The sequence below is a fragment of the Streptosporangium sp. NPDC004379 genome, assembly GCF_042873875.1.
GTDB lineage: Bacteria > Actinomycetota > Actinomycetes > Streptosporangiales > Streptosporangiaceae > Streptosporangium.
Genome location: NZ_JBIAMC010000001.1, coordinates 617,692 through 638,894 on the forward strand (window position 1 = coordinate 617,692; position 21,203 = coordinate 638,894).

The 21,203-nt window shown below is 72.2% G+C and carries 20 protein-coding genes; 9 read left to right on the forward strand and 11 right to left on the reverse strand.

What is annotated here, in order from left to right; translation table 11 throughout:
• The first annotated feature begins 32 nt into the window (after positions 1–32).
• Entirely contained in the window at positions 33–1,244 is a 1,212-nt protein-coding gene (gene rocD / locus ACFYSC_RS02725) for an ornithine--oxo-acid transaminase (RefSeq protein ID WP_389955624.1), read from the forward strand.
• 45 nt (positions 1,245–1,289) lie between these two features.
• Here the strand turns inward: rocD and ACFYSC_RS02730 are convergent, their stop codons facing one another.
• Positions 1,290–2,708 (reverse strand): ATP-binding protein, encoded by a 1,419-nt coding sequence (locus ACFYSC_RS02730; RefSeq protein ID WP_389955627.1) that lies wholly within the window; start codon positions 2,706–2,708, stop codon positions 1,290–1,292.
• Positions 2,709–2,827: 119 nt separating this feature from the next.
• Positions 2,828–4,357 (reverse strand): alkaline phosphatase D family protein, encoded by a 1,530-nt coding sequence (locus ACFYSC_RS02735; protein ID WP_389955629.1) that lies wholly within the window; start codon positions 4,355–4,357, stop codon positions 2,828–2,830.
• Positions 4,358–4,637: 280 nt separating this feature from the next.
• Between ACFYSC_RS02735 and ACFYSC_RS02740 the strand changes: the two genes are divergently transcribed.
• On the forward strand, positions 4,638–5,921 hold the full coding sequence (locus tag ACFYSC_RS02740; RefSeq protein ID WP_362928441.1) for a Glu/Leu/Phe/Val dehydrogenase: 1,284 nt from the start codon (positions 4,638–4,640) through the stop codon (positions 5,919–5,921).
• Between the two features lie 116 nt (positions 5,922–6,037).
• On the opposite strand, the gene ACFYSC_RS02745 is transcribed toward ACFYSC_RS02740, so the two are convergent.
• Positions 6,038–6,535: a MarR family winged helix-turn-helix transcriptional regulator gene (locus tag ACFYSC_RS02745; RefSeq protein ID WP_389955632.1), complete on the reverse strand. Its 498-nt coding sequence runs from the start codon at positions 6,533–6,535 to the stop codon at positions 6,038–6,040.
• A 69-nt stretch (positions 6,536–6,604) separates the two neighbouring features.
• On the opposite strand from ACFYSC_RS02745, the gene ACFYSC_RS02750 reads away from it, so the two are divergent.
• The 3 genes from ACFYSC_RS02750 (at position 6,605) to ACFYSC_RS02760 (ending at position 10,216) form a co-directional block, all read left to right on the forward strand.
• Complete coding sequence (locus ACFYSC_RS02750) at positions 6,605–7,693, forward strand: substrate-binding domain-containing protein (RefSeq protein WP_362928437.1); 1,089 nt, start codon at positions 6,605–6,607, stop codon at positions 7,691–7,693.
• A gap of 85 nt (positions 7,694–7,778) precedes the next feature.
• Entirely contained in the window at positions 7,779–9,209 is a 1,431-nt protein-coding gene (locus ACFYSC_RS02755; RefSeq protein ID WP_389955636.1) for an APC family permease, read from the forward strand.
• A complete protein-coding gene (locus tag ACFYSC_RS02760; protein WP_389955638.1) occupies positions 9,206–10,216 on the forward strand; it encodes an acetamidase/formamidase family protein in 1,011 nt (336 codons plus the stop codon). The genes ACFYSC_RS02755 and ACFYSC_RS02760 overlap by 4 nt, the downstream gene beginning before the upstream one ends.
• Positions 10,217–10,306: 90 nt before the next feature.
• Here the strand turns inward: ACFYSC_RS02760 and ACFYSC_RS02765 are convergent, their stop codons facing one another.
• Genes ACFYSC_RS02765 through ACFYSC_RS02775 form a run of 3 tightly spaced genes read right to left on the reverse strand, consistent with a single transcriptional unit; the run spans position 10,307 to position 12,578 of the window.
• Positions 10,307–11,215, reverse strand: coding sequence for a Gfo/Idh/MocA family protein (locus tag ACFYSC_RS02765; RefSeq protein WP_389955640.1), 909 nt, complete (start codon positions 11,213–11,215; stop codon positions 10,307–10,309).
• Positions 11,216–11,231: 16 nt separating this feature from the next.
• Positions 11,232–12,176, reverse strand: coding sequence for an NAD-dependent epimerase/dehydratase family protein (locus ACFYSC_RS02770; RefSeq protein WP_389955643.1), 945 nt, complete (start codon positions 12,174–12,176; stop codon positions 11,232–11,234).
• Positions 12,177–12,227: 51 nt separating this feature from the next.
• Entirely contained in the window at positions 12,228–12,578 is a 351-nt protein-coding gene (locus tag ACFYSC_RS02775) for a YrdB family protein (protein WP_389955646.1), read from the reverse strand.
• A gap of 115 nt (positions 12,579–12,693) precedes the next feature.
• On the opposite strand from ACFYSC_RS02775, the gene ACFYSC_RS02780 reads away from it, so the two are divergent.
• Positions 12,694–13,392: a TetR/AcrR family transcriptional regulator gene (locus tag ACFYSC_RS02780; protein WP_389955649.1), complete on the forward strand. Its 699-nt coding sequence runs from the start codon at positions 12,694–12,696 to the stop codon at positions 13,390–13,392.
• 102 nt (positions 13,393–13,494) lie between these two features.
• On the opposite strand, the gene ACFYSC_RS02785 is transcribed toward ACFYSC_RS02780, so the two are convergent.
• Genes ACFYSC_RS02785 through ACFYSC_RS02805 form a run of 5 tightly spaced genes read right to left on the reverse strand, consistent with a single transcriptional unit; the run spans position 13,495 to position 18,520 of the window.
• Positions 13,495–14,685, reverse strand: a complete 1,191-nt coding sequence (locus ACFYSC_RS02785; RefSeq protein WP_389955651.1) for an alpha/beta hydrolase family protein — start codon at positions 14,683–14,685, stop codon at positions 13,495–13,497.
• A gap of 13 nt (positions 14,686–14,698) precedes the next feature.
• Positions 14,699–16,186, reverse strand: a complete 1,488-nt coding sequence (locus tag ACFYSC_RS02790; protein WP_389955654.1) for a S41 family peptidase — start codon at positions 16,184–16,186, stop codon at positions 14,699–14,701.
• Entirely contained in the window at positions 16,183–17,232 is a 1,050-nt protein-coding gene (locus ACFYSC_RS02795) for an ABC transporter permease (RefSeq protein WP_389955657.1), read from the reverse strand. The genes ACFYSC_RS02790 and ACFYSC_RS02795 overlap by 4 nt, the downstream gene beginning before the upstream one ends.
• Positions 17,229–18,119 carry an ABC transporter ATP-binding protein gene (locus tag ACFYSC_RS02800; protein ID WP_389955660.1) on the reverse strand — a complete coding sequence of 297 codons (891 nt, stop codon included), beginning with the start codon at positions 18,117–18,119 and terminating at the stop codon, positions 17,229–17,231. Before ACFYSC_RS02800 ends, ACFYSC_RS02795 begins: the two co-directional genes overlap by 4 nt.
• Complete coding sequence (locus ACFYSC_RS02805; protein WP_362928413.1) at positions 18,116–18,520, reverse strand: GntR family transcriptional regulator; 405 nt, start codon at positions 18,518–18,520, stop codon at positions 18,116–18,118. The genes ACFYSC_RS02800 and ACFYSC_RS02805 overlap by 4 nt, the downstream gene beginning before the upstream one ends.
• 225 nt (positions 18,521–18,745) lie before the next feature.
• Between ACFYSC_RS02805 and ACFYSC_RS02810 the strand changes: the two genes are divergently transcribed.
• The 3 genes from ACFYSC_RS02810 to ACFYSC_RS02820 all read left to right on the forward strand — a co-directional run bounded on the left by ACFYSC_RS02810 (position 18,746) and on the right by ACFYSC_RS02820 (position 21,104).
• The gene (locus tag ACFYSC_RS02810; protein ID WP_389956331.1) at positions 18,746–19,717 is read left to right on the forward strand and encodes a sigma-70 family RNA polymerase sigma factor; all 972 of its coding nucleotides are present in this window, start codon (positions 18,746–18,748) and stop codon (positions 19,715–19,717) included.
• A 335-nt stretch (positions 19,718–20,052) separates the two neighbouring features.
• Positions 20,053–20,511: a DUF6632 domain-containing protein gene (locus tag ACFYSC_RS02815; RefSeq protein ID WP_389955663.1), complete on the forward strand. Its 459-nt coding sequence runs from the start codon at positions 20,053–20,055 to the stop codon at positions 20,509–20,511.
• Between the two features lie 38 nt (positions 20,512–20,549).
• Positions 20,550–21,104: a YciI family protein gene (locus ACFYSC_RS02820; RefSeq protein WP_389955665.1), complete on the forward strand. Its 555-nt coding sequence runs from the start codon at positions 20,550–20,552 to the stop codon at positions 21,102–21,104.
• The last annotated feature ends 99 nt before the right edge of the window (positions 21,105–21,203 follow it).

The window sequence follows — 21,203 nt, forward strand, 5'->3', positions numbered from 1 at the left end:
AGGAACCGCACCGAAGGAACGGCGGATATCGGATGACCAGCACCAACGAGTTCATCGAACTCAGTGAGCGCCGCAGCGCGCACAACTACCACCCGCTCCCCGTCGTGATCCACGAGGCGCAGGGGGCCTGGGTGACCGACGTGGAGGGCAAGCGGTTCCTGGACTGCCTGTCCGGCTACTCCTCGCTGAACTTCGGCCACGGGAATCCGAAGATCATCGCGGCGGCCCAGGAGCAGCTGTCCCGGCTCACCCTCACCAGCCGCGCGTTCTTCCACGACCAGTTCGCCGCCTTCGCGGCCGGACTCGGCGACCTCACCGGCAAGGAGATGGTCCTGCCGATGAACACCGGGGCCGAGGCCGTGGAGACCGCGATCAAGGTGGCCCGCAAGTGGGGTTACGAGGTCAAGGGCGTGACGCCGGACCGGGCCAACATCATCGTGATGGAGGACAACTTCCACGGCCGCACCACCACGATCGTCAGCTTCTCCACCGACCCCGACGCCCACGACGGCTTCGGCCCCTACACGCCCGGTTTCAGGATCGTGAAGTACGGCTCGGCCGAGGCGATCCGCGAGGCGATCGACGAGGACACCGTCGCCGTGCTGCTGGAGCCCATCCAGGGCGAGGCCGGCGTGCTGGTCCCGCCGGACGGCTACCTCACCCAGGTGCGGGAGCTGTGCACCGAGCGGAACGTCCTGATGATCGCCGACGAGATCCAGTCCGGCCTCGGCCGTACCGGTGACACCTTCGCCTGCGACCACGAGGGCGTCGTCCCGGACGTCTACGTGCTGGGCAAGGCCCTGGGCGGCGGCGTCGTCCCCGTCTCGGCGATCACCGCGAACGCGGACGTGCTCGGCGTGATCAGGCCGGGCCAGCACGGCTCCACCTTCGGCGGCAACCCGCTCGCCTGCGCGGTGGCGAACGCGGTCATCGAGATGCTCGGCACCGGCGAGTACCAGGCGCGGGCCAGGGAGCTCGGCGCGGTCATGCACGAGCGGCTGCGGGCGCTCATCGGCCACGGCGTGGTGGCCGTGCGCGGCCGCGGCCTGTGGGCGGGCGTGGACGTCGACCCGTCTCTGGCGAGCGGCCGCGAGGTCTCCAAGGCGCTGATGCGCCGCGGCGTCCTCGCCAAGGACACCCACGGCTCGACCATCCGGCTCGCCCCGCCGATCGTCGTCTCCGAGGAGGACCTCGTCTGGGCCGTCGAACAGCTCGCCGACGCCATCGCCGAATTCACGGGCTGACCGCCCCGGTACGGCCCCGCCCCACGGCGCGGGCCGTACCGGCCGTCACTCCCAGGCGCGCAGGAGATCCTCAGGGCCGTAGGCGGCCGCCAGACCACCCGCCGTCGTCCCGGATCGGGAAACGGCGATCATCGGAAGGGGCGTCGCCCCCGCGACGGCCCCCTGCGCCTGTGCCAACCTGGCGAGGTCGTGGTCGTCGAAGGGCCGCTCCTGGAGCCACTTCACCGAACCGACGAAGAAGAGCCGTTTGGCGATGGGCCCGCGATCGGCTCCGACGATGTCTATCTCCACATTGTTCGTGCGGGTCCAGAAAGAGCCCACCTCGACCACGTCGGGGAAGGTCTCACCGGGTAGCAGACGGGCCAGAGCCTCGCGTACCACGGGTTCCACCGCCCGCCCGCGCCAGGAGGTCCAGCCCTCCCGGATGCGGCGCAGCACCACGTCGGAGCGTCCTCGTTCGAGCAACGGCAGGGCGGGCTCAAGGAATCGCGTCCAGAACCGCAGGTAAGGATCGGCGATGCGATAGCGGCGATCCCTGGAAGGACGGGTGCTCAGAGGGAGCTCGGCGGCCACGACCTGTTTGACGGTGAGAAGCTCCAGGGATCGGGTCGTCGTCGCCGCGGAGAGGCCTCCGCAGGCCCGTGAGATGTTGCTGAAGGTCCGCTCGCCGGAGCCGATGACCCCGAGCACGTCCTTTGCGATCGCCTGCTTGGGGAACTCCGCGGCGAGCGAGCGTTCGGCGGAGACCAGCAGCGGAGACGTGGGGTCGGCGAGGGCACGTTCGAGGAACTCCCACACCTCCTCTCCGGGCTTCCACTCGGCGCAGATCAGCGGGAGCCCACCCGTCACCAGCCAGGCGTCGAAGGTCTCGGCCGCCGGAAGGGCCAGCATGCGGCCGACCTCACCCGGCGTCAGGGGACCGACTTTCATCTCCCGCCCGCGCTGGTAGAACGGTCTGCCGTAACCGGTGAGCGCCTCCATCACCGACAGGTCCGAACCGATCAGGATCAGCAGGACGGGCTTCTGCTCGAAGAACCTGTCCCAGGCCCGCTGCAACGTGCCCTCGAAGCCGGGGTCTCCCTGCGCGAGATAGGGAACCTCGTCGATCACCACCACGGAGGCCCGGTCGTCGGGCAGCACCTGGCTCAGCAGGTGAAACGCACCGTCCCAGGTGTTCACCGGGGTTTCGGCGAGCAGTGCCCATTCCCTGACCCCGGAAAGCGCGGCGTCCTTGCGGAACTGCTCCAGTTCCTGCTCCACGCGCACCCCGCCGGCGGTGTAATACAGCACCGGTGCACCGGAGGAGCGGGCGAACTCCTCCACGAGCCGCGACTTGCCGACACGGCGACGGCCCCGCATGATCAGGCAACGGCCCGGGCGGCTGCCGCCGATCGCCGCTCGTACCAGATCCAGGTGATCACGGAGAAGGCCGAGCTCACGCTCACGTCCGATGAACTGCACCATGGAATGCTCTCATCCATGTTAGTAACTTCGCTGGAACTTTCACCAATGAGAGTATCTTCCGCGACCAGTGGCGCCCGGACCGCGCCTCGTGGCGCGGCGGCTTCCGGGGCGGCGCCGTGTCAGGGCAGCCGGACCGTGCTGACCTCGGAGATCTCGGTGGCCGCCGCGGTGTCCCAGCGGACCGACGGCGGGGTGCTGTCCAGCGTCAGGGTGGCCACCGCGTTGGAGAACCACGGCCCGTGCGCGATCTTCCACTTCATGGACGGCTTGGGGATCTTCGCCAGGCGCGCCAGCCAGCCGCCGATCAGCGTGGCGACGCCGAACTGGGCGACGATGTTGGCCAGGCGGAGCGTACGGCTCAGCGGGTTGCGGATCGGCGAGCAGACGAGCTGGTAGACCGGTAGCCCGTCGGCCTTGGCGACGTAGGAGTAGTGCACGTCGCCGGACAGGATGATCACCGGCTTGCCCGTCCGCGCCAGCAGTCCGGCCAGGTCCTCGAAGGAGCGGCGGAAGGCCGCCCAGTGTTCCAGGTCGACGGCCTGGCGCAGCTTCTCCGACCAGCGCGCCACCCGGGGCCCCCAGGCGCCCTGGGCCAGCTTCTCGTTCCAGTTCTGGATGTGGTGGATCCCGGAGGGCAGCAGGAACGGCACGGACGTGCCGATCACGAAGCGCTCGGCGCCCTCCCGCCGGAACTGCTCGGCGAGCCATTCCCACTCGACCGGATCGATCATCCGCCGGTCCTTCGGGTCCAGCTGGCGGGCGCACCGGGAGTCGAGCATGATCAGGCGGGTGTCGCCGAGGTCGCGGGCGTAGCTCCACCGGTTGTCGGTCGGGACGGCGTCGGCGTGCTCGGCGAACGCGTCGAGGATCTCCGCCCCGTCGCCCTCGGCCTTGCACAGCCTGGCCAGCACCTCGTCGGAGGCGCGCTCCCCGGGCGACATGTTGCCCAGGTGCTGGTAGACCCAGTAGGCGCTGAGCCCGGAGATCACCCGGCGCGGCCACCACGACACCCGGGCCATCTGCTCGCGCCAGGTGGCGGAGGTGTTCCAGTCGTCCCGCAGGTCGTGGTCATCGAAGATCATCGCGCTGGGCATCGTGGACAGGAGCCAGCGGATCTCGGGGTCGGTCCACGCGTAGCGGTACAGCTCGGCGTACTCCTCGAAGTCCGCGATCTCCCCGGTGGGCTCGCCGTCCCGGCGGTTCCTGATGAACTCCAGCATCTCGCTGGACGGCTCGTCCGCGTAGACCTGGTCGCCGAGCAGCAGGAGCAGGTCGGGCCAGTCCTCCTCGGGCGTCTCCATCATCGTGCAGCCGTAGGCGCGCAGCACGTCCACCCCGTGGGAGATGGTGTGCAGCGTGTCGTGCGGGACGCTGGTGCGGCACGAGCCGAACATCACCCGGCGGGGACCGTCCGCCCCGAGGAGGCGGATGCGGCTGGGCGGCTGGTCGGGCAGCGGCCAGACGACCTCCCCGTCGAGGCGGACCTCGTAGGTCCCCTCATGGGAGACGTCGACGATCGCGTAGTGGTGGCCGTGCACGGTGAACGTCGACGCCCGCGACCGCACCCCGCCGACCTCGACGGTCACCTCGCAGGGCTCGCTGGTCTCCACCCACACCGACGCATCGGTCTCGTCCACGTAGCGCAGCATCGGACCGACGACAAGTTCCGGCACCTCAGACCTCTCAACCAGTACAGAACGGCAGGCTTTCACAGGGAAGCCTGCCGTATCGGCGCGTTCCCCCGGCCCGTTCCACCTGATCTGATCGGTTTCAACGGATCAGGCCCGCAGGCAGCGGAACGCACAAGAAACGTTCACACGAACGCAACATGCCCTGCTTGGCGGGCAAAAAACCCGTCATTAATGTGATCGTCACCAACAGTTCCGGGCGGGGCAACGGCGCCCCGCCCATCCTATGGAGGCTGTCCTCATGACCACCATGGTGCCGTCAACGACGCCGGCGACCACTCTCATCGGCCCGGGGCGCCAGGCGCTCGACGCCGCGCTGCTCCAGCTCGACCGGGCCGCCGACCGGCTCGGACTCGACGACGGCCTGCGCACGATGCTGGCCACGCCCCGCCGCTCGCTCACCGTCTCGGTGCCCGTCCGCCGCGAGGACGGCCGGATGGACGTCGTGCAGGGCTTCCGGGTGCAGCACAACACCACCCGCGGCCCCGCCAAGGGCGGTGTCCGCTTCCACCCCTCCACCGACATCCACGAGGTCACCGCGCTGGCCATGTGGATGACGTGGAAGTGCGCCCTGGTCGGCATCCCGTACGGCGGCGCCAAGGGCGGCGTCGCCGTGGACCCGGCCTCGCTGAGCACGCGGGAGCTGGAGCGGGTCACCCGCCGCTACGTCAATGAGATCATGCCGATCATCGGCCCGGACCGGGACATCCCGGCCCCCGACGTCGGCACCGACGAGCAGACCATGGCCTGGATCATGGACACGTACTCCATCAACGCCGGCCGTCCCGTGCCGGGCGTGGTGACCGGCAAGCCCACCATCCTCGGCGGCTCCGCCGGGCGGGCCGGGGCCACCTCGCGCGGCGTGCTGATCTCCGCGCTCAGGGCCCTGGGCGGCTCCGCGGACGGCCGTACCGTCGCGATCCAGGGGTTCGGCAAGGTCGGCGCGGGCGCGGCGCGGTACTTCGCCGACGCCGGCTGCCGCGTGGTGGCGGTCTCCGATGTCACCGGGGCCGTGGTGGACCGTTCCGGCCTGGACGTCGACGCCCTGCGGGCGTGGGCGGAGGAGACCGGCGGCGTGTACGGCTACCGCCACGCCGACGCCCTGTCCCACGACGAGCTGCTGGAGCTCGACGTGGACGTGCTGGTGCCCGCGGCGCTGGAGGGCGTGATCACGGCGGGCAACGCGTCCCGGATCAGGGCCGGACTGGTCGTCGAGGGCGCCAACGGCCCCACCACGCCCGAGGCCGACCGGATCCTCGCCGACTCCGGCACCACGGTGGTCCCCGACATCCTGGCCAACGCGGGCGGGGTGATCGTCTCCTATCTGGAGTGGGTGCAGAACCTCCAGGCGTGCTCCTGGAGCGCGGGCGAGGTGGACGCCAGGCTGCGCGGGCTGATGGAGGACGCCTTCGACGCGGTCGCGGCGATGTCGGCCGAGCGCGGGATCACCCTGCGCGAGGCGGCGCACGTCATCGGCGTGGACCGGGTCGCCGAGACCCACCGGATGCGGGGCCTCTACCCCTGAGCCGCCCTCCTGGAGCGGAGAGATCGGCCCGTCCGTGGCGGGTGGGCCGGTCGGGGAGAGTGGGCCGGTCAACGGCGGATCGGTCCGGGGGAGTGGGCCGGTCAGGGGCGGACCGGTCAGGGGCGGGTATGCCCGTCCCCGGCGCGGCGAAGCGCCGCGGCCGCGTGCTGGGCGGGCCGGTCGTCCTCCTCCAGGGCGCCGACCAGGCCCGCCAGGTCGCGCATGAGCCGCTCGGTGCGCTCGGTGCCGTAGGCCGCCTCGATCAGCCGGTGGTGGCCGGCCACCCCGCCCTCCACCCGGCCGAGCAGCTCGGCGCCGCGGTCGGCGAGGAAGACCGCGACCCGGCGGCGGTCGGCCGGGTCGTGGCCGCGGTAGACGAGGGAGCGGTCGATGAGCCGGTCGATCGCCTTGGTCAGCGTCGGGTGGGGCATCAGCACGGCCTCGGCCAGGTCTCCCATGGAGTGGCCCCGGCCGTCGGCGAGGGCGCGCAGGATACGCCACTGCTCGACGGTCACGCCCTCGGCGGTCACCGCGGCGGCGAGCCCGCGGTTGACGCTGCGCTCGGCCCGGCTGAGGAGGTAGGCGAGCGAGGAGCCCAGCCCGGTGGTCGCCACGTGACGCTCCCGTCTCGGTCGGGTGACGGGCCTGTCGGCGCCCGTCGGCAGTGGAGGATACTCCGCAGTGTGGCAGACATCGTCACGCCCGTCATGGAACCGCTGGAAGCCCGGTTGCTGCGGAGCGCCGCGCTGCGCGTCGGGCTCGTGGTGCCCCTGTCGGGGGTCCTCGGCCTGGTCGGCCCGTGCGCGGTCAACTGCGCGGTCCTCGCCGCCGACGAGGTCAACCTCGCGGGCGGGATGCTCGGCAGGCCCGTCGAGCTGGTGCTGGTCGACGGCGGCGGGCCGGCCGCGCGGGTGGCGGCCGAGGTCGCCGGGCTGGCGGCCTCCGGGGCGATCGACGCGGTGGCGGGCACGCACGGCAGCGACGTGCGGATCGCGGTCGTGCGGGCGCTGGGCGGCCGGGTGCCGTTCGTCTACGCCCCGCCGTACGAGGGGGGCGGGCACGCGCCGGGGGTGTACTTCCTCGGCGAGACGCCGGGCCGGCAGCTGCGGCCGGGCCTGGACTGGCTCATCGACCGGCGGCGGGCCCGCAGGTGGTTCCTGCTCGGCAACGACTACGTCTGGCCGCGACTGGTCCACGGGACGGCCCGGCGTCACCTGCGCTCGCGTGGCGCGGAGGTGGCCGGGGAGCGGCTGGTGCCGTACGGCGTGCGCGACTTCGCGCCGGTCCTGGCCGAGCTGGCCGCCTGCCGGGCCGACGCCCTGCTGGTCAGCCTGATCGGCAGCGACCTCGTCTCCTTCAACCGGGCCTTCGCCGAGGCGGGGCTGTCGCATCCGCGGCTGTGCGGGGCGCTGGAGGAGCACGGCCTGCTCGGCATCGGCGGTGACGCGACCGGCGAGCTGTACGGGGCGATGGGGTATTTCGCGAGCCTGGTCACCGACGAGAGCCTGAGCCTGGGCGAGCGCTACGTCCGCCGGTTCGGCCCCGACGCGCCGCTGCTCAACGGGCACGGCCAGGGGTGCTACGAGGCGGTGCTGATGCTGGCCGCGCTCGCGGGCCGGGCCGGGACGCTGGCCGTGCCCGCGGTGGACGCGGTGGCCGACGGCGCCTCCGTCGTCACCGCGCGCGGGCGGCTGACCCTGCTGAACCGGGGGGTGCGGCGGCGGGCCCATCTCGGCCGGGCGGACGGTCTGGACTTCGACATCGTCCGTTAAATCTTTCTATAGAAAACTTTTCATATGGAAGGATCGCCCCTAAGGTACGACCGGACCCCTTTCCGGCGCTTAGGAGCTCGCTTCCATGACCACCGAGCCCTCCATAGAGCAGTTCGGCTACCGACAGGAACTGCGCAGATCCCTCACCTTCACCGACCTGCTCGTCTACGGCCTGATCTTCATGGTCCCGATCGCGCCGTTCGGCATCTTCGGCAGCGTCTACCAGGGCTCCGGGGGCATGGTCGCGCTGACCTACGCCATCGGCATGGTCGCCATGGCGTTCACCGCGTCGTCCTACGCGCAGATGGCCCGTGCCTTCCCGATGGCCGGCTCGGTCTACACCTACGCGGGACGGGGCATCGCCGCCCCCGTCGGATTCCTGTCCGGGTGGGCGATCATGCTCGACTACGTGCTGGTGCCGGCGCTGCTCTACCTCATCGCGAGCGCGGCGATGGCGTCGTTCGTGCCCTTCATCCCCATCTGGGGATGGCTGATCGTGTTCGTGCTGCTGAACACGATCGTGAACTACACCGGCATCCAGATGACCGCGCGGGTCACCAAGATCATGCTGGTCGCGGAGCTGATCGTCCTGGCGATCTTCCTCATCGTCGGCGCGGTCGCGCTCCTGTCGGGCAAGGCCCAGGTGGGGGCGCTCAGCCCGCTGTTCGACTCCTCGACGTTCTCCTGGCCGCTGGTCTTCGGGGCGGTCTCGATCGCGGTGCTGTCCTTCCTCGGCTTCGACGGCATCTCGACGCTGGCCGAGGAGAGCCAGGTCGACAGCCGCCGGCTGGGCAAGTCGATGATCGCCGCGCTCGGCCTGGCCGGCGCGCTGTTCATCGCGCAGACCTGGGTGGCCGCGCTGCTCGTCCCCGACCGCGCCCGGCTGCTGTCCCAGGGCGACCCGGCCGGCACCGCGTTCTACGACGTCGCCGAGTTCGCCGGGGGCCGCTGGCTCGGCATCCTGACCGCGGTGGCCACCGCCATCGCCTGGGGTTTCGCCAACTCCCTCGTCGCCCAGGCCGCCACCTCGCGGCTGCTGTACGCGATGGCCCGTGACCGCCAGCTCCCGTCCTTCCTCGCCAAGGTGGACCCCCGGCACCGGGTGCCGGTCAACGCCACCCTGCTGACGGCGGCGGTGTCCCTGGCCGTCGGGCTGTACCTGACCACCCGCCCGGACAACGGCATCCCGCTGATCAGCGGGCTGGTCAACTTCGGCGCGCTGGCCGCCTTCCTCGTGCTGCACGTGTCGGTGGTCGTCCACTACGTCGTACGGCGGCGCAGCCGCGACCTGTGGCGGCACCTGCTCGCCCCGGTCATCGGCTTCGCGATCCTGGGCTACGTCGTGATCAACGCCAGCTTCGAGGCCAAGACGCTGGGGCTGTCCTGGATCGCCCTCGGCGTCGTGCTGCTGGCCGTCTCCTACGCACTGGGCCGCCGCCCCACGCTGTCCGGGATGCACGGCGACGCGCCGGAGCCCTCGGCCTCCCGCTCCGGGCGGACGGGGGACGCGCGATGAACGTCGTCTCCTACCGGCCCGAGCCCTCCGAGCTGAGCTACACCTTCGGCGGGCGGCCGGCCGTACGGCGGATCCGGCCCGGCACCGTCGTCGAGATGTACACCGAGGACTGCTTCGCCGGGCGGGTCCGCTCCGTCGGGGACCTGCCCTCGCGCGTCTGCGACTTCCCCTACCTGAACCCGGTCACCGGCCCCTTCCACGTGGAGGGCGCCGAGCCCGGCGACACGCTCGCCCTGCACTTCGTCTCCATCGAACCGGCCAGGGACTGGGCGGTGTCGGCGACCTTCCCGCACTTCGGCGCGCTCACGCCCACCCACGCGACGGCCATGCTCGCCCCGGCGCTGCCGGAGGTCGTCTGGCGCTACGACATCGACGCCGAGGCCCGCGTGGTCCGCTACCACGCCCGCAACGGCGACTTCACCGTCGAGCTGCCGCTGGACCCGATGCACGGCACGGTCGGCGTGGCGCCCGCCGCGTCCGAGGCGCGGATGACGATCACCCCGGACACGCACGGCGGCAACATGGACACCCCCGAACTGCGGGCCGGGGTCACGGTCTACCTGAACGTCAACGTCGAGGGCGGCCTGTTCGCGGTCGGCGACGGCCACGCCCGCCAGGGGCACGGCGAGGTCTGCGGCACCGCCGTCGAGGCGGCGATGAACACCGTCGTCGCGGTGGAGCTGGTCAAGGGGGTGACCACCCCGTGGCCGCGCCTGGAGGACGACACCCACCTGATGTCGACCGGCTCGGCCCGCCCGCTGGAGGACGCCTACCGGATCAGCCAGCACGACCTGGTCACCTGGGCCTCGGAGGTCACCGGCCTGGAGACCCTGGACGCCTACCAGCTCGTCAGCCAGATCGGCGAGGCGCCGGTCGGCAACGTCTGCGACACCAACTACACGATGCTCGCCAAGATCCCCAAGGCGTACCTCGGAGGTCCGGCGGTCTACGAGTCGGCCCACGAACGGCTGCGCGCCCTCGGCCGGGCCTACCTCGGACAGCGCTGACATCTTCGGGCCCGGATCAGGGGCGGGCCCGGCATGTCCCCCCGGCCGTCCGGGCCGTCCTGCGACGCGGCCCGGACGGCCGGCCGGGGCCTAGAGGGCGTCGGTCGCCGGGTGGATCGCCGCCCGGACGATGTCCTCGCAGACCGCGTGGGTGACCAGGGCGTCGCCGGCGTCGATGACGACGCCGGAGCGGACCGCGTCGAGGAACTCCCGGCAGACCTGCTCGATGCCGCGCTGCTCGCCGACCGGGACCCAGTCGCCGCGCCGGGTCAGCGTCTCCCCCCCGGCGTAGTCGATCACGTCGGCCAGGTTCACCACCCGGCGCTTGACGCCCCCGCCCATGACCTCCACGGTCTCCTCGGACGCGCCGCTCGTCCTGCTCATGATCCCGAACGCGGTGAAGCCGTCGCCCGACAGCTCCAGCGTCACGTGCTCCAGCAGGCCGTCGGCGACCCGGGTGCGGATCTGGGTGTGCTCGACCGGGCCGGGCGCCAGGAACCTGAGCGTGTCCACGACGTGGACGAAGTCGTCGAAGATCGCGACGCGCGGGTCCTCGGGGAGGTCCCTGCGGTTCTTCTGCATGACCACCAGGTCGCGGGGCAGGCCGAGCAGCTCCCGGTAGGACGGCGCCCGGCGACGGTTGAAGCCGACCAGCAGCGACCGCCGCCGCTCGCGGGCGAGCCGTACCAGACGCTCGGACTCGGCGTAGGTGTAGGCGATCGGCTTGTCGAGGTAGACGTGGACGCCCGCCCGGAGCAGCGGCTCGACGACCTTGACGTGCGCGGCGGTCGCGGCGTGCACGAAGGCCGCCTCGACCCCGGCCTCGATCACCTCCTCCACCGAGGTGGAGCGGGACGCCACCCGGTAGGCGTCGCCCAGGCGGTCGAGGGTGTCGCGGTTACGGGTGCTGAGGTGGATGTCGAGGCCGGGCAGCGCGGACAGGACGGGCAGGTACGCCTTCTCCGCGATGTCCCCCAGGCCGATCATGGCGATCTGCATGCTCCGAGCGTACGGCCTACGCCGCCGCCGCGAGACGGTTCCGCCACCACGCGATCGTCGAGGTCAGCGCCTCGTCGAGCGGGGTGGGCGACATGCCGAAGGTCGTCTGGAAATCGGTGGAGTCGAGAACGAAGGGCCGGGTGAACTGGTATCGCAGCTCCTCCAGCTCGCCGAGCATGGGCGAGAAGGCGCCCCCGGCGCGGACCAGCCAGTGCGGCATCGCCCTGACGCCCGGGTTGCGGACGCCGGCCAGCTCGCACAGCCGGTCGGCGACCTGGGCGGCCGGCAGCGGCGCGTCGGTGGGGATGTGCCAGGCGCGTCCCCAGACCCGGTCGTCCCCGGCCGCCGTCACCAGGGCCCGCGCCACGTCGGGGGTGTAGGTCCAGCTGTGCGGCTGCCCGGGGTCGCCGATGAAGCGGGCGACCTTCCCCGAGAGCAGCCGGGGGACGAACCTCTCCCCCAGGTGCGCCTGGTCCAGCGAGCCGGGGCCGAAGTAGTCGGAGGCCCGCAGCTCGGTCACCCTGACCCGGCCGGCCTCGTGCGCGGCCAGGGCGTCGCGCCACAGCCGCACCCGGACGGCGCCCTTGGCGCTGGGCGGGGTGAGCGGGTCGCTCTCGCGCATCGGCCGGTCGGGGGCGGCGTAGCCGTACAGGCAGCCGAGGATCACGTATCCGGCGCCGGAGGTCTCGGCGGCGCCGAGCATGGAGGCGGCCATCGGGGGCCACGCCTCGGCCCAGCGGTGGTAGGGCGGGTTGACGCAGTTGAACAGGGTGGCGGCGCCCCTGGTGAGGCCGGCCATCCGGTCGCGGTCGGCCACGTCCGCGGCGACCCGGCGGACGCCCGGCAGTTTGGGGCCGGAGCCGGAACGGCTGACGAGGACCACCTCGTCACCCCGCTCGGCCAGCAGCCGGGCCACCTGCGAGCCGACCTGCCCGGCCCCCGCGACGACGTGCTTGCTCATGGTCGCTCTCCCTCTCACTCTCACTGGTCTCTCACCGGTTCTCACTGCTTCTCACTGGTTCCACAGCAGCCGCAGCCCCGCGTTGACGAGGAAGACCGCGGCGAGCAGCGCCCCCGCGCCGGTACGGCCGGCCGCCACCAGGGCCGCCGCGCCGCCGCCGAACCAGACGACCTCCAGGGCGACCCGGCCGAGCCCGGTGGCCGGGATCGGCGCGTTGGCGCCGCCGCCCGCGCCGAAGACCGCCCAGACCACGGCGAACGCCACCGGGGCGCCCAGCCCGAGGAGCAGCCTCATCGGCCAGTTCGCTCCGGTGGTGAAGCCCCAGACCCCCGCCGCGACGAGGACGCCCAGCTCCAGCAGGAACATGACGAGGAGGTTCGCGCCTTTGGCGAGGTTCAGCATGGGGGGCTCCGATGAGATCGTTGCTTCGTTGTGAGAGCAATGCTCTCTCAAAAGAGAGACTCTCGTCAAGAGCAGTGCTCTCTTTTATTTCCGCCGCTCTGATATCGTCCTGACCATGAGCTCAAGCCGAACAGCACGGGAACGGGTCAGAGCCGAGCTGACCAGGGAGATCGCCGACATCGCGCGCCGGCAGCTCGCCACCGAGGGGGCCGCGGGGCTCTCACTGCGGGCCGTCGCCCGGGAGATGGGCATGGTCTCCTCGGCGATCTACCGCTACTTCCCCTCCCGGGACGACCTTCTCACGACCCTGATCCTCGACGCCTACAACGCCCTCGGCGAAGCCGTGGAGAACGCCGACGCGGCCGTGCCCCGCGAGGACCACACCGGCCGGTGGCTGGCGGTCTGCAACGCCGTACGGGACTGGGCGCTGGCCCACCCGCACGAGTACGCCCTGCTGTACGGCTCGCCCGTGCCCGGCTACCAGGCGCCGCAGGACACCGTCGCCGCGGCCGTGCGCGACACCGTCGTCTACGGCCGCATCGTCTCCGACGCCCTCCACGCCGGGGCGCTGAACCCGCCCGACCTCACCCCTCCCCCGGCCGCGTCGTTCGCCGAGGACGCCGCCCGGGTACGGGGGATCATCCCGGACGTCCCCGACGACGTGATCGCCCGCGCCCTGGTCGCCTGGACCGGCCTGTTCGGCTGGGTCAATTTCGAGCTGTTCGGCCAGTTCAACAACGCGATCCTCGACCGCGACCCGGCCTTCGACCACGCCATGCGCTCCCACGCCGCCTACCTCGGCCTGCCCCTCTGAGCCCGTCACCGCGCTCATCACGCCGCGGCTCCCGGCCGGGCCCGGGAGCCGCACCAGGCCGGCCCTCGAAGGGGCATGACCTCGGACGTGGCGCGTGTGACCTCAGGGTCGGCCGCACGCCCCGGGACAGAACCCGGCCTCGGGGAAGCGCTGTGACGGCCCGTCCAGGAGGGGCTGCCGCCGTGACTTCAGGTGCCGGTCGAGGAAGGCCGCCACGTACGAGCGGACGAGCTCGGCGGACCGCGCCGCGGGCAGGACGCCGGGAGGGTTCCTGATGCCGAGGGCGTCCTCCAGCAGCGGCGAGTCGGTGAAGGAGCCGTGTTCGCTGCCGGACAGCACCAGCCAGCGCTTCCACCCGGTCAGCCGCTTCCAGTCACGGTCCCACGAGGTGTCGCGGCCCCCCGGGACGTGCTGCGGCGACCCCATGAACATGAACGGCCGGGAGAGGCCGCTCCGGGGGATCCGGGCGTAGGTGGTGCCGTCCATGTCGATCCCGGCCCGCACGCGGGGGTCCTCCACCATGGCCGCCAGGGCGGCGGCCCCGCCGATCGACTGGCCCGCCATCGCGATCCGGGTGCGGTCGATCAGGCCGTGCGCCCCCCACCCGGAGATCAGCCGGTCGAGCACGAAGGAGACGTCGGCGGCCCGGCCCCGGACCACGCCCGTGCCGAAGCCCGGGTCGGTGTCGCTGTCGCAGGCGAGGCATCCGGCGACCCGCCCGCCGGGGAGGGTCGTGGCGTGACTCTCGTAGGTGTGGTCGATCCCGGCCACGACGTACCCCCGGCCGGCCAGGTCCTCGGCCAGGGAGGTGAGCGTGCTCACCGGCTCGGTGAAGCCCGGCGAGAGCACCACCAGCGGAAGCCTCCGTCCGGCGGGGGCGGCGTCCTTGACGGCGTTCGTACGCGTCCTGCTCAGCGTGTCGTACGGCACGCCGGCGATCCCCTTGCCCTTCAGCAGGAGCTCCGACTCCTCGGGCGTCATGTACGGCGCCCGAGGCCCGTCCCGCCGCCCGGCCGGGTACCACAGGGTGACCTTGAGTTCTCTGGCGTCGGCGTCGAGGTTCCACGGATCAGGGCGGGAGGTGTCCTTCAGGTACAGGGCGGTGGTGCCGACCGGGTGGGGGCCGGTCGGGGCGGGCAGGGCCGCGGGGCCGGTCGGCGTGACCGGCGGGGTGCCGGTCCGGGGCGGCGTGGGCGTGGAGCAGGCGGACACTGTCAGGACGGCCAGGACGGCCAGGGCTGTCAGGGCTGTCAGGACGGCCGGTCCCGCGACGACGGCCGGGAACTGTCTCATGGAGAGGTCCGATTCACTCGTGCAGCAGGGTCAGGGCCTTGACCAGCGCGGGGTCGCGCCCGGCGGCCGCGTCCTCGGGGGTCGGGGGCACGTGGTGGTCGGGCGGCACGCCGATCCGGTCGATCACCTCACGGTCAGGCCCCAGGTGGTGCCTGGCGGGGAGGCTCAGGACGGTGTTGTTCCTGAGCAGGTATGGCTGCGCCGGGCCGGAGACGACCCCGGCGGTCCTGGTGCCGACCAGCCGGCCGGCGCGCAGGTCCTTGACCGCGGCGCTGAAGTGCTCGCAGGCCGAGGCGCAGCCGCGGTCGACGAGCACCACCAGCGGCAGGCCGAGCAGCTCGACGGTGCCGTCGGTCCACATGGCCTGGCACCTGTCGTCCACGGTGCACTGGTAGGCGGTGACCCTGCCGTGGACGAACGCGCTCACCAGCCGGGTCGCCTCCGCGGGGCTGCCGCCGCCGTTGCCGCGCAGGTCCAGCACGAGGCCGGACAGCGTCCGGCCCGCGCGCAGCCTGGAGACGGCCTTGAGAACCCTGTTCGCGGAGTCGGAGGCGAACCCGCGCAGCCGTACATAGGCGACGTCGTCGTCCAGCAGCTTCGACGTCACCACCCGCAGGGTGGCCGGATCCTGCGGGTAGAGGCCGGGCTTGAGCGTGACGGTCCGGCGGCGGCCGGTGCTCTGCCGCAGGAGTCGCAGTTCGACCGGGCGCGCCTCCGGATAGCGCGGGTAGAGGGCGGCGATCGCGGGGCCGGCCTTCCCGTCGACGAAGGGCGCCGAGCCGTTGATCGATTCGATGACGTCACCGGGGCGCAGCCCGGCGGCCCGCGCAGCGCCGCCCGGTACGGCGGTGACGAACAGCGGGGGGAGCGCGGCGCCGGGGTCGCCGTCCACCTGCGGGCCGCTGACGTTCGCCTCGACACCCAGGTCGTAGCCGTCACCGTCGTAGTGGTCGGGCGGCGTTCTGACATCGTGCGTCCAGCGGGCGTGGTCGTCGCCGAGGGCGGCCACGACGGCCTCGAGGGTGACGACGGCCAGCCTGTCGCGAAGGCCGGGGACCTTATCGGTGATCTTCCGGTAGGCGGCTTCGAAGGCGGCCCAGTCGGCTCCGCGGTCGCCGGTCAGCGCGGGCATCGTCGCCTCGGGCAGGTCGCGCCCATCGCGGTTCAGCTCCTGGGTCAGGGCGACGAATCCGGCGGTCAGCAGCGAGCGCGCGTCCAGGGTGGCGCCGCCGTAGTGGTTGCCGAGGATGCAGAAGTACGCCTGTTCGATGATGTCGATCGTGGTGGCCGTCTCCGGCCCGGGGATTCCGCGAGGCCGCGCGCAGACCGTGCCGGCGGCCGTGCCCGCCTGGCTGCGCGGCGGCGGCGGCGTGGTGCAGGCCGCCGCCGACAGGAGGGCGAGCCCGGCGGCCGCGGCCCTGACGGCGGTCATGATCGTCTCCTTCGGCGATCGGATGCCCGGGGTGCCGTGCTCACCGATGACCTCGGCACGCCCGGTCATGACAGACGCCTGCGGATCCACCAGAAGCAGAACCCCGTGAGACCGGCGGTGAGCAGGGCGTAGATCCCGGTCTCGATCCACTGGAAGGGCCAGAAGCGCTCAAGGGGGTGGTAGGTCGCCCGCTGCCGGTAGCCGAGGCCGTTGACCTCGGCCAGGCACGCGCCCATTTCCGGCGATCTTCCCATCGGCGCGCAGGGGCCCGACGTGGTGGAGACGCCGACGGGGCCTTCCTCTCCGACACGGGCGATCGTGCGCCCGGACGGGTCGAGGAGGTCGCTGGACAGGGCCCAGGCGCCGGGATGACCGGGAACGACCGGCCTCAGCACGATGTGCGCGGATCCGGTCTCCCCGTCGATGGCGATGCCGGGCACGTTCGCCTGGCTGATCTCGAAGGTCTCGGTGATCGGGGACATCAGGTGGGGCCGGACCAGCAGCGGCACGGCGAACTGGACCGCGACGAAGGCGGTCAGGGTGAGGGCCACGGCGGGCAGCGTGCGGCGCACCAGCATGCCGACGGTCACGCCCAGGACGACGGCGAAGGCCGCGTACCCCATCGGGGTGATGCCGCGCGCGCCGAAGACCAGGGGAGCCATCACGGCCAGTTCGGGAACGGCCGACCTGTCCAGGGGGCCGGACCACCAGGTCACCACGAGGCCGCACAGGCAGGCGGCGGCCGTGGCGGTCAGGCCGATGAGGCCGAGCTTGACCGCCAGCCAGCGGCCGCGGGTGACGCTCTGGTTCCACACCAGCAGGTGGGTGCCCGCCTCCAGTTCGCGGGTGATCAGCGGTGCTCCCCAGAAGAGCCCGAGGAGGACGGGCAGGAGCAGCACGACGAGGCTGACGGCCAGGAAGGGCAGCTGGTGGCCGTCGAAGAAGCGGTCGTAGAAGCGCTCGCAGGTGTCGTCCCTCGTACAGGCGGCGATCCCCGCGGAGTAGCGGGAGGCCAGGTCCGGGCCGGTCAGGGCCAGGACGGCGGTGAGGACGACGAGGACGGCGGCCGTCATCGCGGCCGAGCCGCGGAACTGGCGCCAGGTCAGCCAGATCATCGCCGCACCTCCAGGGCGACCCGCCGGCCGTCGGTGACGGACCCGTCCATGTGGGCCAGGACGAGGTCCTCCAGGCCGAGCCGGCTGACCGTCCAGGCGGGGTCGTGGATCGGGGCGTCGGTGCGGACCACGTACGTGCTCTGCCGGTCGGTGTGGTGTGCGGAGACCACGTGCTGGTCGGCGGGGAGCCTGCCGGGGTCGCGGCGCGGGCCGGTGAGCCGGTGATGGGTGCTCAGCAGCGTGTCGATCTCCCCGGCGACCCGGACGCGCGAGTCGACGAGGACGATCAGGTAGTCGCAGACCCGTTCCAGGTCGGAGACCAGGTGGGAGGAGAGGACGACGCTGAACTCGTGCTCGGCGACGGCCTCCATCAGTCCCCGCATGAACTCGCGGCGGGCCAGCGGGTCGAGCGCGGCGACCGGCTCGTCCAGGATCAGCAGCTCGGGCCGTTTGGCCAGGCCCAGGGTGAGGGCGAGCTGGGCGCGCTCGCCGCCGGACAACCCGCCCGCCCGGTGGGCGGGGTCGATGCCGAGCCGGGCGATGCGCTCCCGCGCCGCGCCGTCGTCCCAGCGGGGGTTGAGCCGCGCCCCCAGCCGCAGGTGCTCGGCGACGGTCAGTCCCGCGTAGACGGGGGCGTCCTGGGCGACGAACCCGACCCTGGCCAGCTGCGCGGGCGTGCTTCCCGGCCGGCCGCCGAGCACGGTGACGCCGCCCGCCGTCGGTTCGAGCTGACCGCAGGCCAGCTTCAGCAGCGTGGTCTTGCCGGCTCCGTTGGGACCGACCAGCCCGACGACGTGACCCGCCGGGATGTCGACGGTGCACTCGCGCAGCGCCCAGCGCCTGCCGTACCTCTTGCCCAGTCCCCGGGCCTGTAAGACGGCGGTCACGCTATGTCCTCCTGAGCGGTGGTCCGGAAGGTCGTCATGAAAAGGGCCTCGATGCTCTCGTCGTCGAGACCGGCCAGGCGGGCCTTGGTCAGCCAGCGGCGCAGCTCCTGACGCAGCGGCCCGTGCGCGGCCAGCGAGGCGTCGGTCAGCGTCCTCGTCACGAACGTCCCGACGCCGGGCCTGGCGGCCACCAGTCCTTCGTGCTCAAGCTCCCGGTAGGCCTTGAGCACCGTGTTGGGGTTGATCGCCAGCCGCGCCACCACCTCCTTGACGGTCGGGAGCCGGTCGCCCTCACGCAGCAGGCCGAGCCGCAGCGCCTGCCGTACCTGCTGGACCAGTTGCAGGTACGGCGAGACACCCGACCTGCCGTCCAGATAGAACTCGATCACTGTTTCCACCATTTATCTAGTCTCCTAGTACTTTAGGCTAATGGATGTTGATGGATCATGGGAAGCACCCCGCCGGACCGGCTCCTCCGGCGGCCGGGACCGGCGCCCGCCCTCACTCCCCCGGGCGCCTCCCGGCACGCGCCCGGAGGTTCGTCCCTCTCCGGCGATGAATCCGCGCCCTCCACGGGATCTCCATCGGTGACGGAGTCCGCGCGCGACGAGATCAGGGAGACGGCGATGTCGATTACGGTGGAGGCCGTGGCCGGCGGTCAGGAGTTCACGCGTCTGGCGGAACCGCTGCGACGCGAGCTTCTGGCGCACTGCTACCGGATGCTCGGCTCGGTCCACGACGCCGAGGACCTGGTCCAGGAGACGTTCCTGCGGGCGTGGCGCGCGTACGACAGGTTCGAGGGCCGCTCGTCGCTGCGCGTCTGGCTGTACCGGATCGCGACCAACGCCTGCCTGCGGGCCCTCGAACAGGGCGGTCGCCGCGCGCTGCCCTCGGGGCTGGGCGCGCCGGGCGGACGGCCGGACCTCCCACTGGAGACCGGGGCGCCGGGAGTGAGCTGGATGCAGCCGCTTCCCGGCGATCCCGCCGACATCGTGGCCGGGCGCGACCACGTCCGGCTGGCGTTCGTCGCGGCGCTGCAGCATCTCCCCGCCCGCCAGCGCGCGGTACTGCTCCTGCGTGACGTGCTGGGACTGCGGGCGGCCGAGGTCGCCGGCATGCTCGGCACCAGCACAGCGGCGGTGAACAGCGCCCTGCAACGCGCCCGCGCGCAGCTCGAACGCACGGCGCCGGCGGACGACGCCGTCGGCGATCTCGACGACCCCGGCCTGCGGGCACTGCTCGGCCGGTACGTCACGGCGTTCCAGGACGCCGACCTCGCCGCCCTCGAACAGGTCCTGCACGAGGACGTGGCCCTGGAGATGCCGCCGTTCGCGACCTGGTTCACCGGCCGGGCGGCCGTGGTGGGCTTCCTCGGCTCACGGATCCTCGACCGGCCCGGCCGGATACGGATGGTCCCCACCGCCGCCAACGGCCGGCCCGCCTTCGCGGCGTACCTGCGCGATCGGGACGGCGTGCACCGCGCGCACGCCGTACACGTCCTCGACGTCACCCCCGCCGGGATACGCCGCGTCCTGGTGTTCATGGACGCCGGGCTGTTCGCGGCGTTCGGACTGCCCGTGGTCCACCCGGCCGGCTGACCGGGGGAGCGCACCGGCCGCGGTGGCGGCCGTACGGCCCGGGCCGCACCATTTCCCTCATTCGCAGCCCCTCTTCCTCGGCCGGGCGATGAGTTCGGCGACCGGCCCGGATCTCCATTCCCGAACCCACGGCGCACGGCGCCGCCCCCGGGCGGTGGCCGTGCCGTACGAGAACGAAGGAACACCCATGCCCCTCAAGGAACCCGCCGGGACCACGGCGCTCGCCTCCGGTGCCGGCCTCGCCCCGGCCGCCTGACCGCACCCGCACCCGCACCCGCACCCGCACCCGCACCCGCACCCGCACCCGCACCCGCACCAAGGGAGACCCGAAGAACATGTCAGAGAGCAAGCCCCGGGGAGTCACCGCGCTCCCCGTCTTCCTGCGCGTCTACGGCGTGCTGTCGTTGATCATCTTCGTCCCGCTGTTCCTGGGATTCATCGTCCGGTCGCCGTTGCTGGCCGAGGACGGCGGACCGATGAACTGGGCCATCTGGAACGACGTCCACGCCGGCCACGACTCCGCGCACGTGCCGCCGATGCTGTTCGCCATCTACATCACGTGGGCCGTGTTCCTCCTCCTGGCCGCCCGGCGGCCACCGGCGTACGCGTCGTTCCTCACCTTCACGATGTGGGGCAACCTCGTCCACGGTCTCCTGATGGCCGCGCAGGCTGCGACGGACCTGGACCGCTACTGGAGCAAGTTCCTCACCGACATCCCGTTCGTACTGATCCTGGCCCTCGGGATCTTTCTCTGGCGGCCGAAGGTGAGAGACGGCGAACTCGTCACGGCCTGAGACGGCCGGGGCGCCGAGATCATCTAGGCTGGGCGGTCGTGGAGTATTTCGTGTACGGCCGCGACCGTCCCGGCACGTTCGGGCTCAAGGTGGATCTGAGCGAGGACCACTGGGCCTTCATGGACGGGTACGCCGAGGTGCTGGTCGCCCGGGGTCCCACGCTGACCCATCATGGCGACGAGGCCGAGCCGACGGGCAGCCTGCACATCGTCGACCTCCCGGATGCGGAGGCCGCCCGCGCGTTCGCCCATGAGGAGCCGTACCACCGGGCCGGCGTCTTCGAGTCGGTGCGGCTGTACCGCTTCCGCAACGTCCTGGGCCGCACCATGTGGGACTTCACCGGGGCCGTCGACGGCTACGGCCGGTTCCTGGTGCTCGCCATGGGCGGACCCGGCCCCGCGCCGGCCGCGTCGGAACACCTGATCGTGTACGGCGAGCTGCTCTCCCTCGACGGTGAGACGCGGCTCGGCCGGGCGGCCCTGGTGGAGGCTCCGGACCGGGAGACCGCCGCGGCGCTGTTGCCGGCCGGCGACGACGGCCGCACGGAGGTCCACCCCTGGCGCTTCGGCGGCAGACCCGCTCAGGGCCGCTGACGACCGGCACGAGAGCGACCCGGCCATGTCGAGAGCCGACGTGGCTCATCGGATGAAGGCCCGTCCGGGCGGCAGGCCGAGATCGCTCGCCGTCGTCAC

Bases quoted from the DNA above. Each gene is read 5' to 3' on its own strand.
- rocD (WP_389955624.1), top strand. From the start codon at position 33: ATGACCAGCACCAACGAGTTCATCGAACTCAGTGAGCGCCGCAGCGCG.
- ACFYSC_RS02730 (WP_389955627.1), bottom strand. From the start codon at position 2,708: ATGGTGCAGTTCATCGGACGTGAGCGTGAGCTCGGCCTTCTCCGTGAT.
- ACFYSC_RS02735 (WP_389955629.1), bottom strand. From the start codon at position 4,357: ATGCTGCGCTACGTGGACGAGACCGATGCGTCGGTGTGGGTGGAGACC.
- ACFYSC_RS02740 (WP_362928441.1), top strand. From the start codon at position 4,638: ATGACCACCATGGTGCCGTCAACGACGCCGGCGACCACTCTCATCGGC.
- ACFYSC_RS02755 (WP_389955636.1), top strand. From the start codon at position 7,779: ATGACCACCGAGCCCTCCATAGAGCAGTTCGGCTACCGACAGGAACTG.
- ACFYSC_RS02760 (WP_389955638.1), top strand. From the start codon at position 9,206: ATGAACGTCGTCTCCTACCGGCCCGAGCCCTCCGAGCTGAGCTACACC.
- ACFYSC_RS02765 (WP_389955640.1), bottom strand. From the start codon at position 11,215: ATGCAGATCGCCATGATCGGCCTGGGGGACATCGCGGAGAAGGCGTAC.
- ACFYSC_RS02770 (WP_389955643.1), bottom strand. From the start codon at position 12,176: ATGAGCAAGCACGTCGTCGCGGGGGCCGGGCAGGTCGGCTCGCAGGTG.
- ACFYSC_RS02775 (WP_389955646.1), bottom strand. From the start codon at position 12,578: ATGCTGAACCTCGCCAAAGGCGCGAACCTCCTCGTCATGTTCCTGCTG.
- ACFYSC_RS02780 (WP_389955649.1), top strand. From the start codon at position 12,694: ATGAGCTCAAGCCGAACAGCACGGGAACGGGTCAGAGCCGAGCTGACC.
- ACFYSC_RS02785 (WP_389955651.1), bottom strand. From the start codon at position 14,685: ATGAGACAGTTCCCGGCCGTCGTCGCGGGACCGGCCGTCCTGACAGCC.
- ACFYSC_RS02790 (WP_389955654.1), bottom strand. From the start codon at position 16,186: ATGACCGGGCGTGCCGAGGTCATCGGTGAGCACGGCACCCCGGGCATC.
- ACFYSC_RS02795 (WP_389955657.1), bottom strand. From the start codon at position 17,232: ATGATCTGGCTGACCTGGCGCCAGTTCCGCGGCTCGGCCGCGATGACG.
- ACFYSC_RS02805 (WP_362928413.1), bottom strand. From the start codon at position 18,520: ATGGTGGAAACAGTGATCGAGTTCTATCTGGACGGCAGGTCGGGTGTC.
- ACFYSC_RS02810 (WP_389956331.1), top strand. From the start codon at position 18,746: ATGTCGATTACGGTGGAGGCCGTGGCCGGCGGTCAGGAGTTCACGCGT.
- ACFYSC_RS02815 (WP_389955663.1), top strand. From the start codon at position 20,053: ATGTCAGAGAGCAAGCCCCGGGGAGTCACCGCGCTCCCCGTCTTCCTG.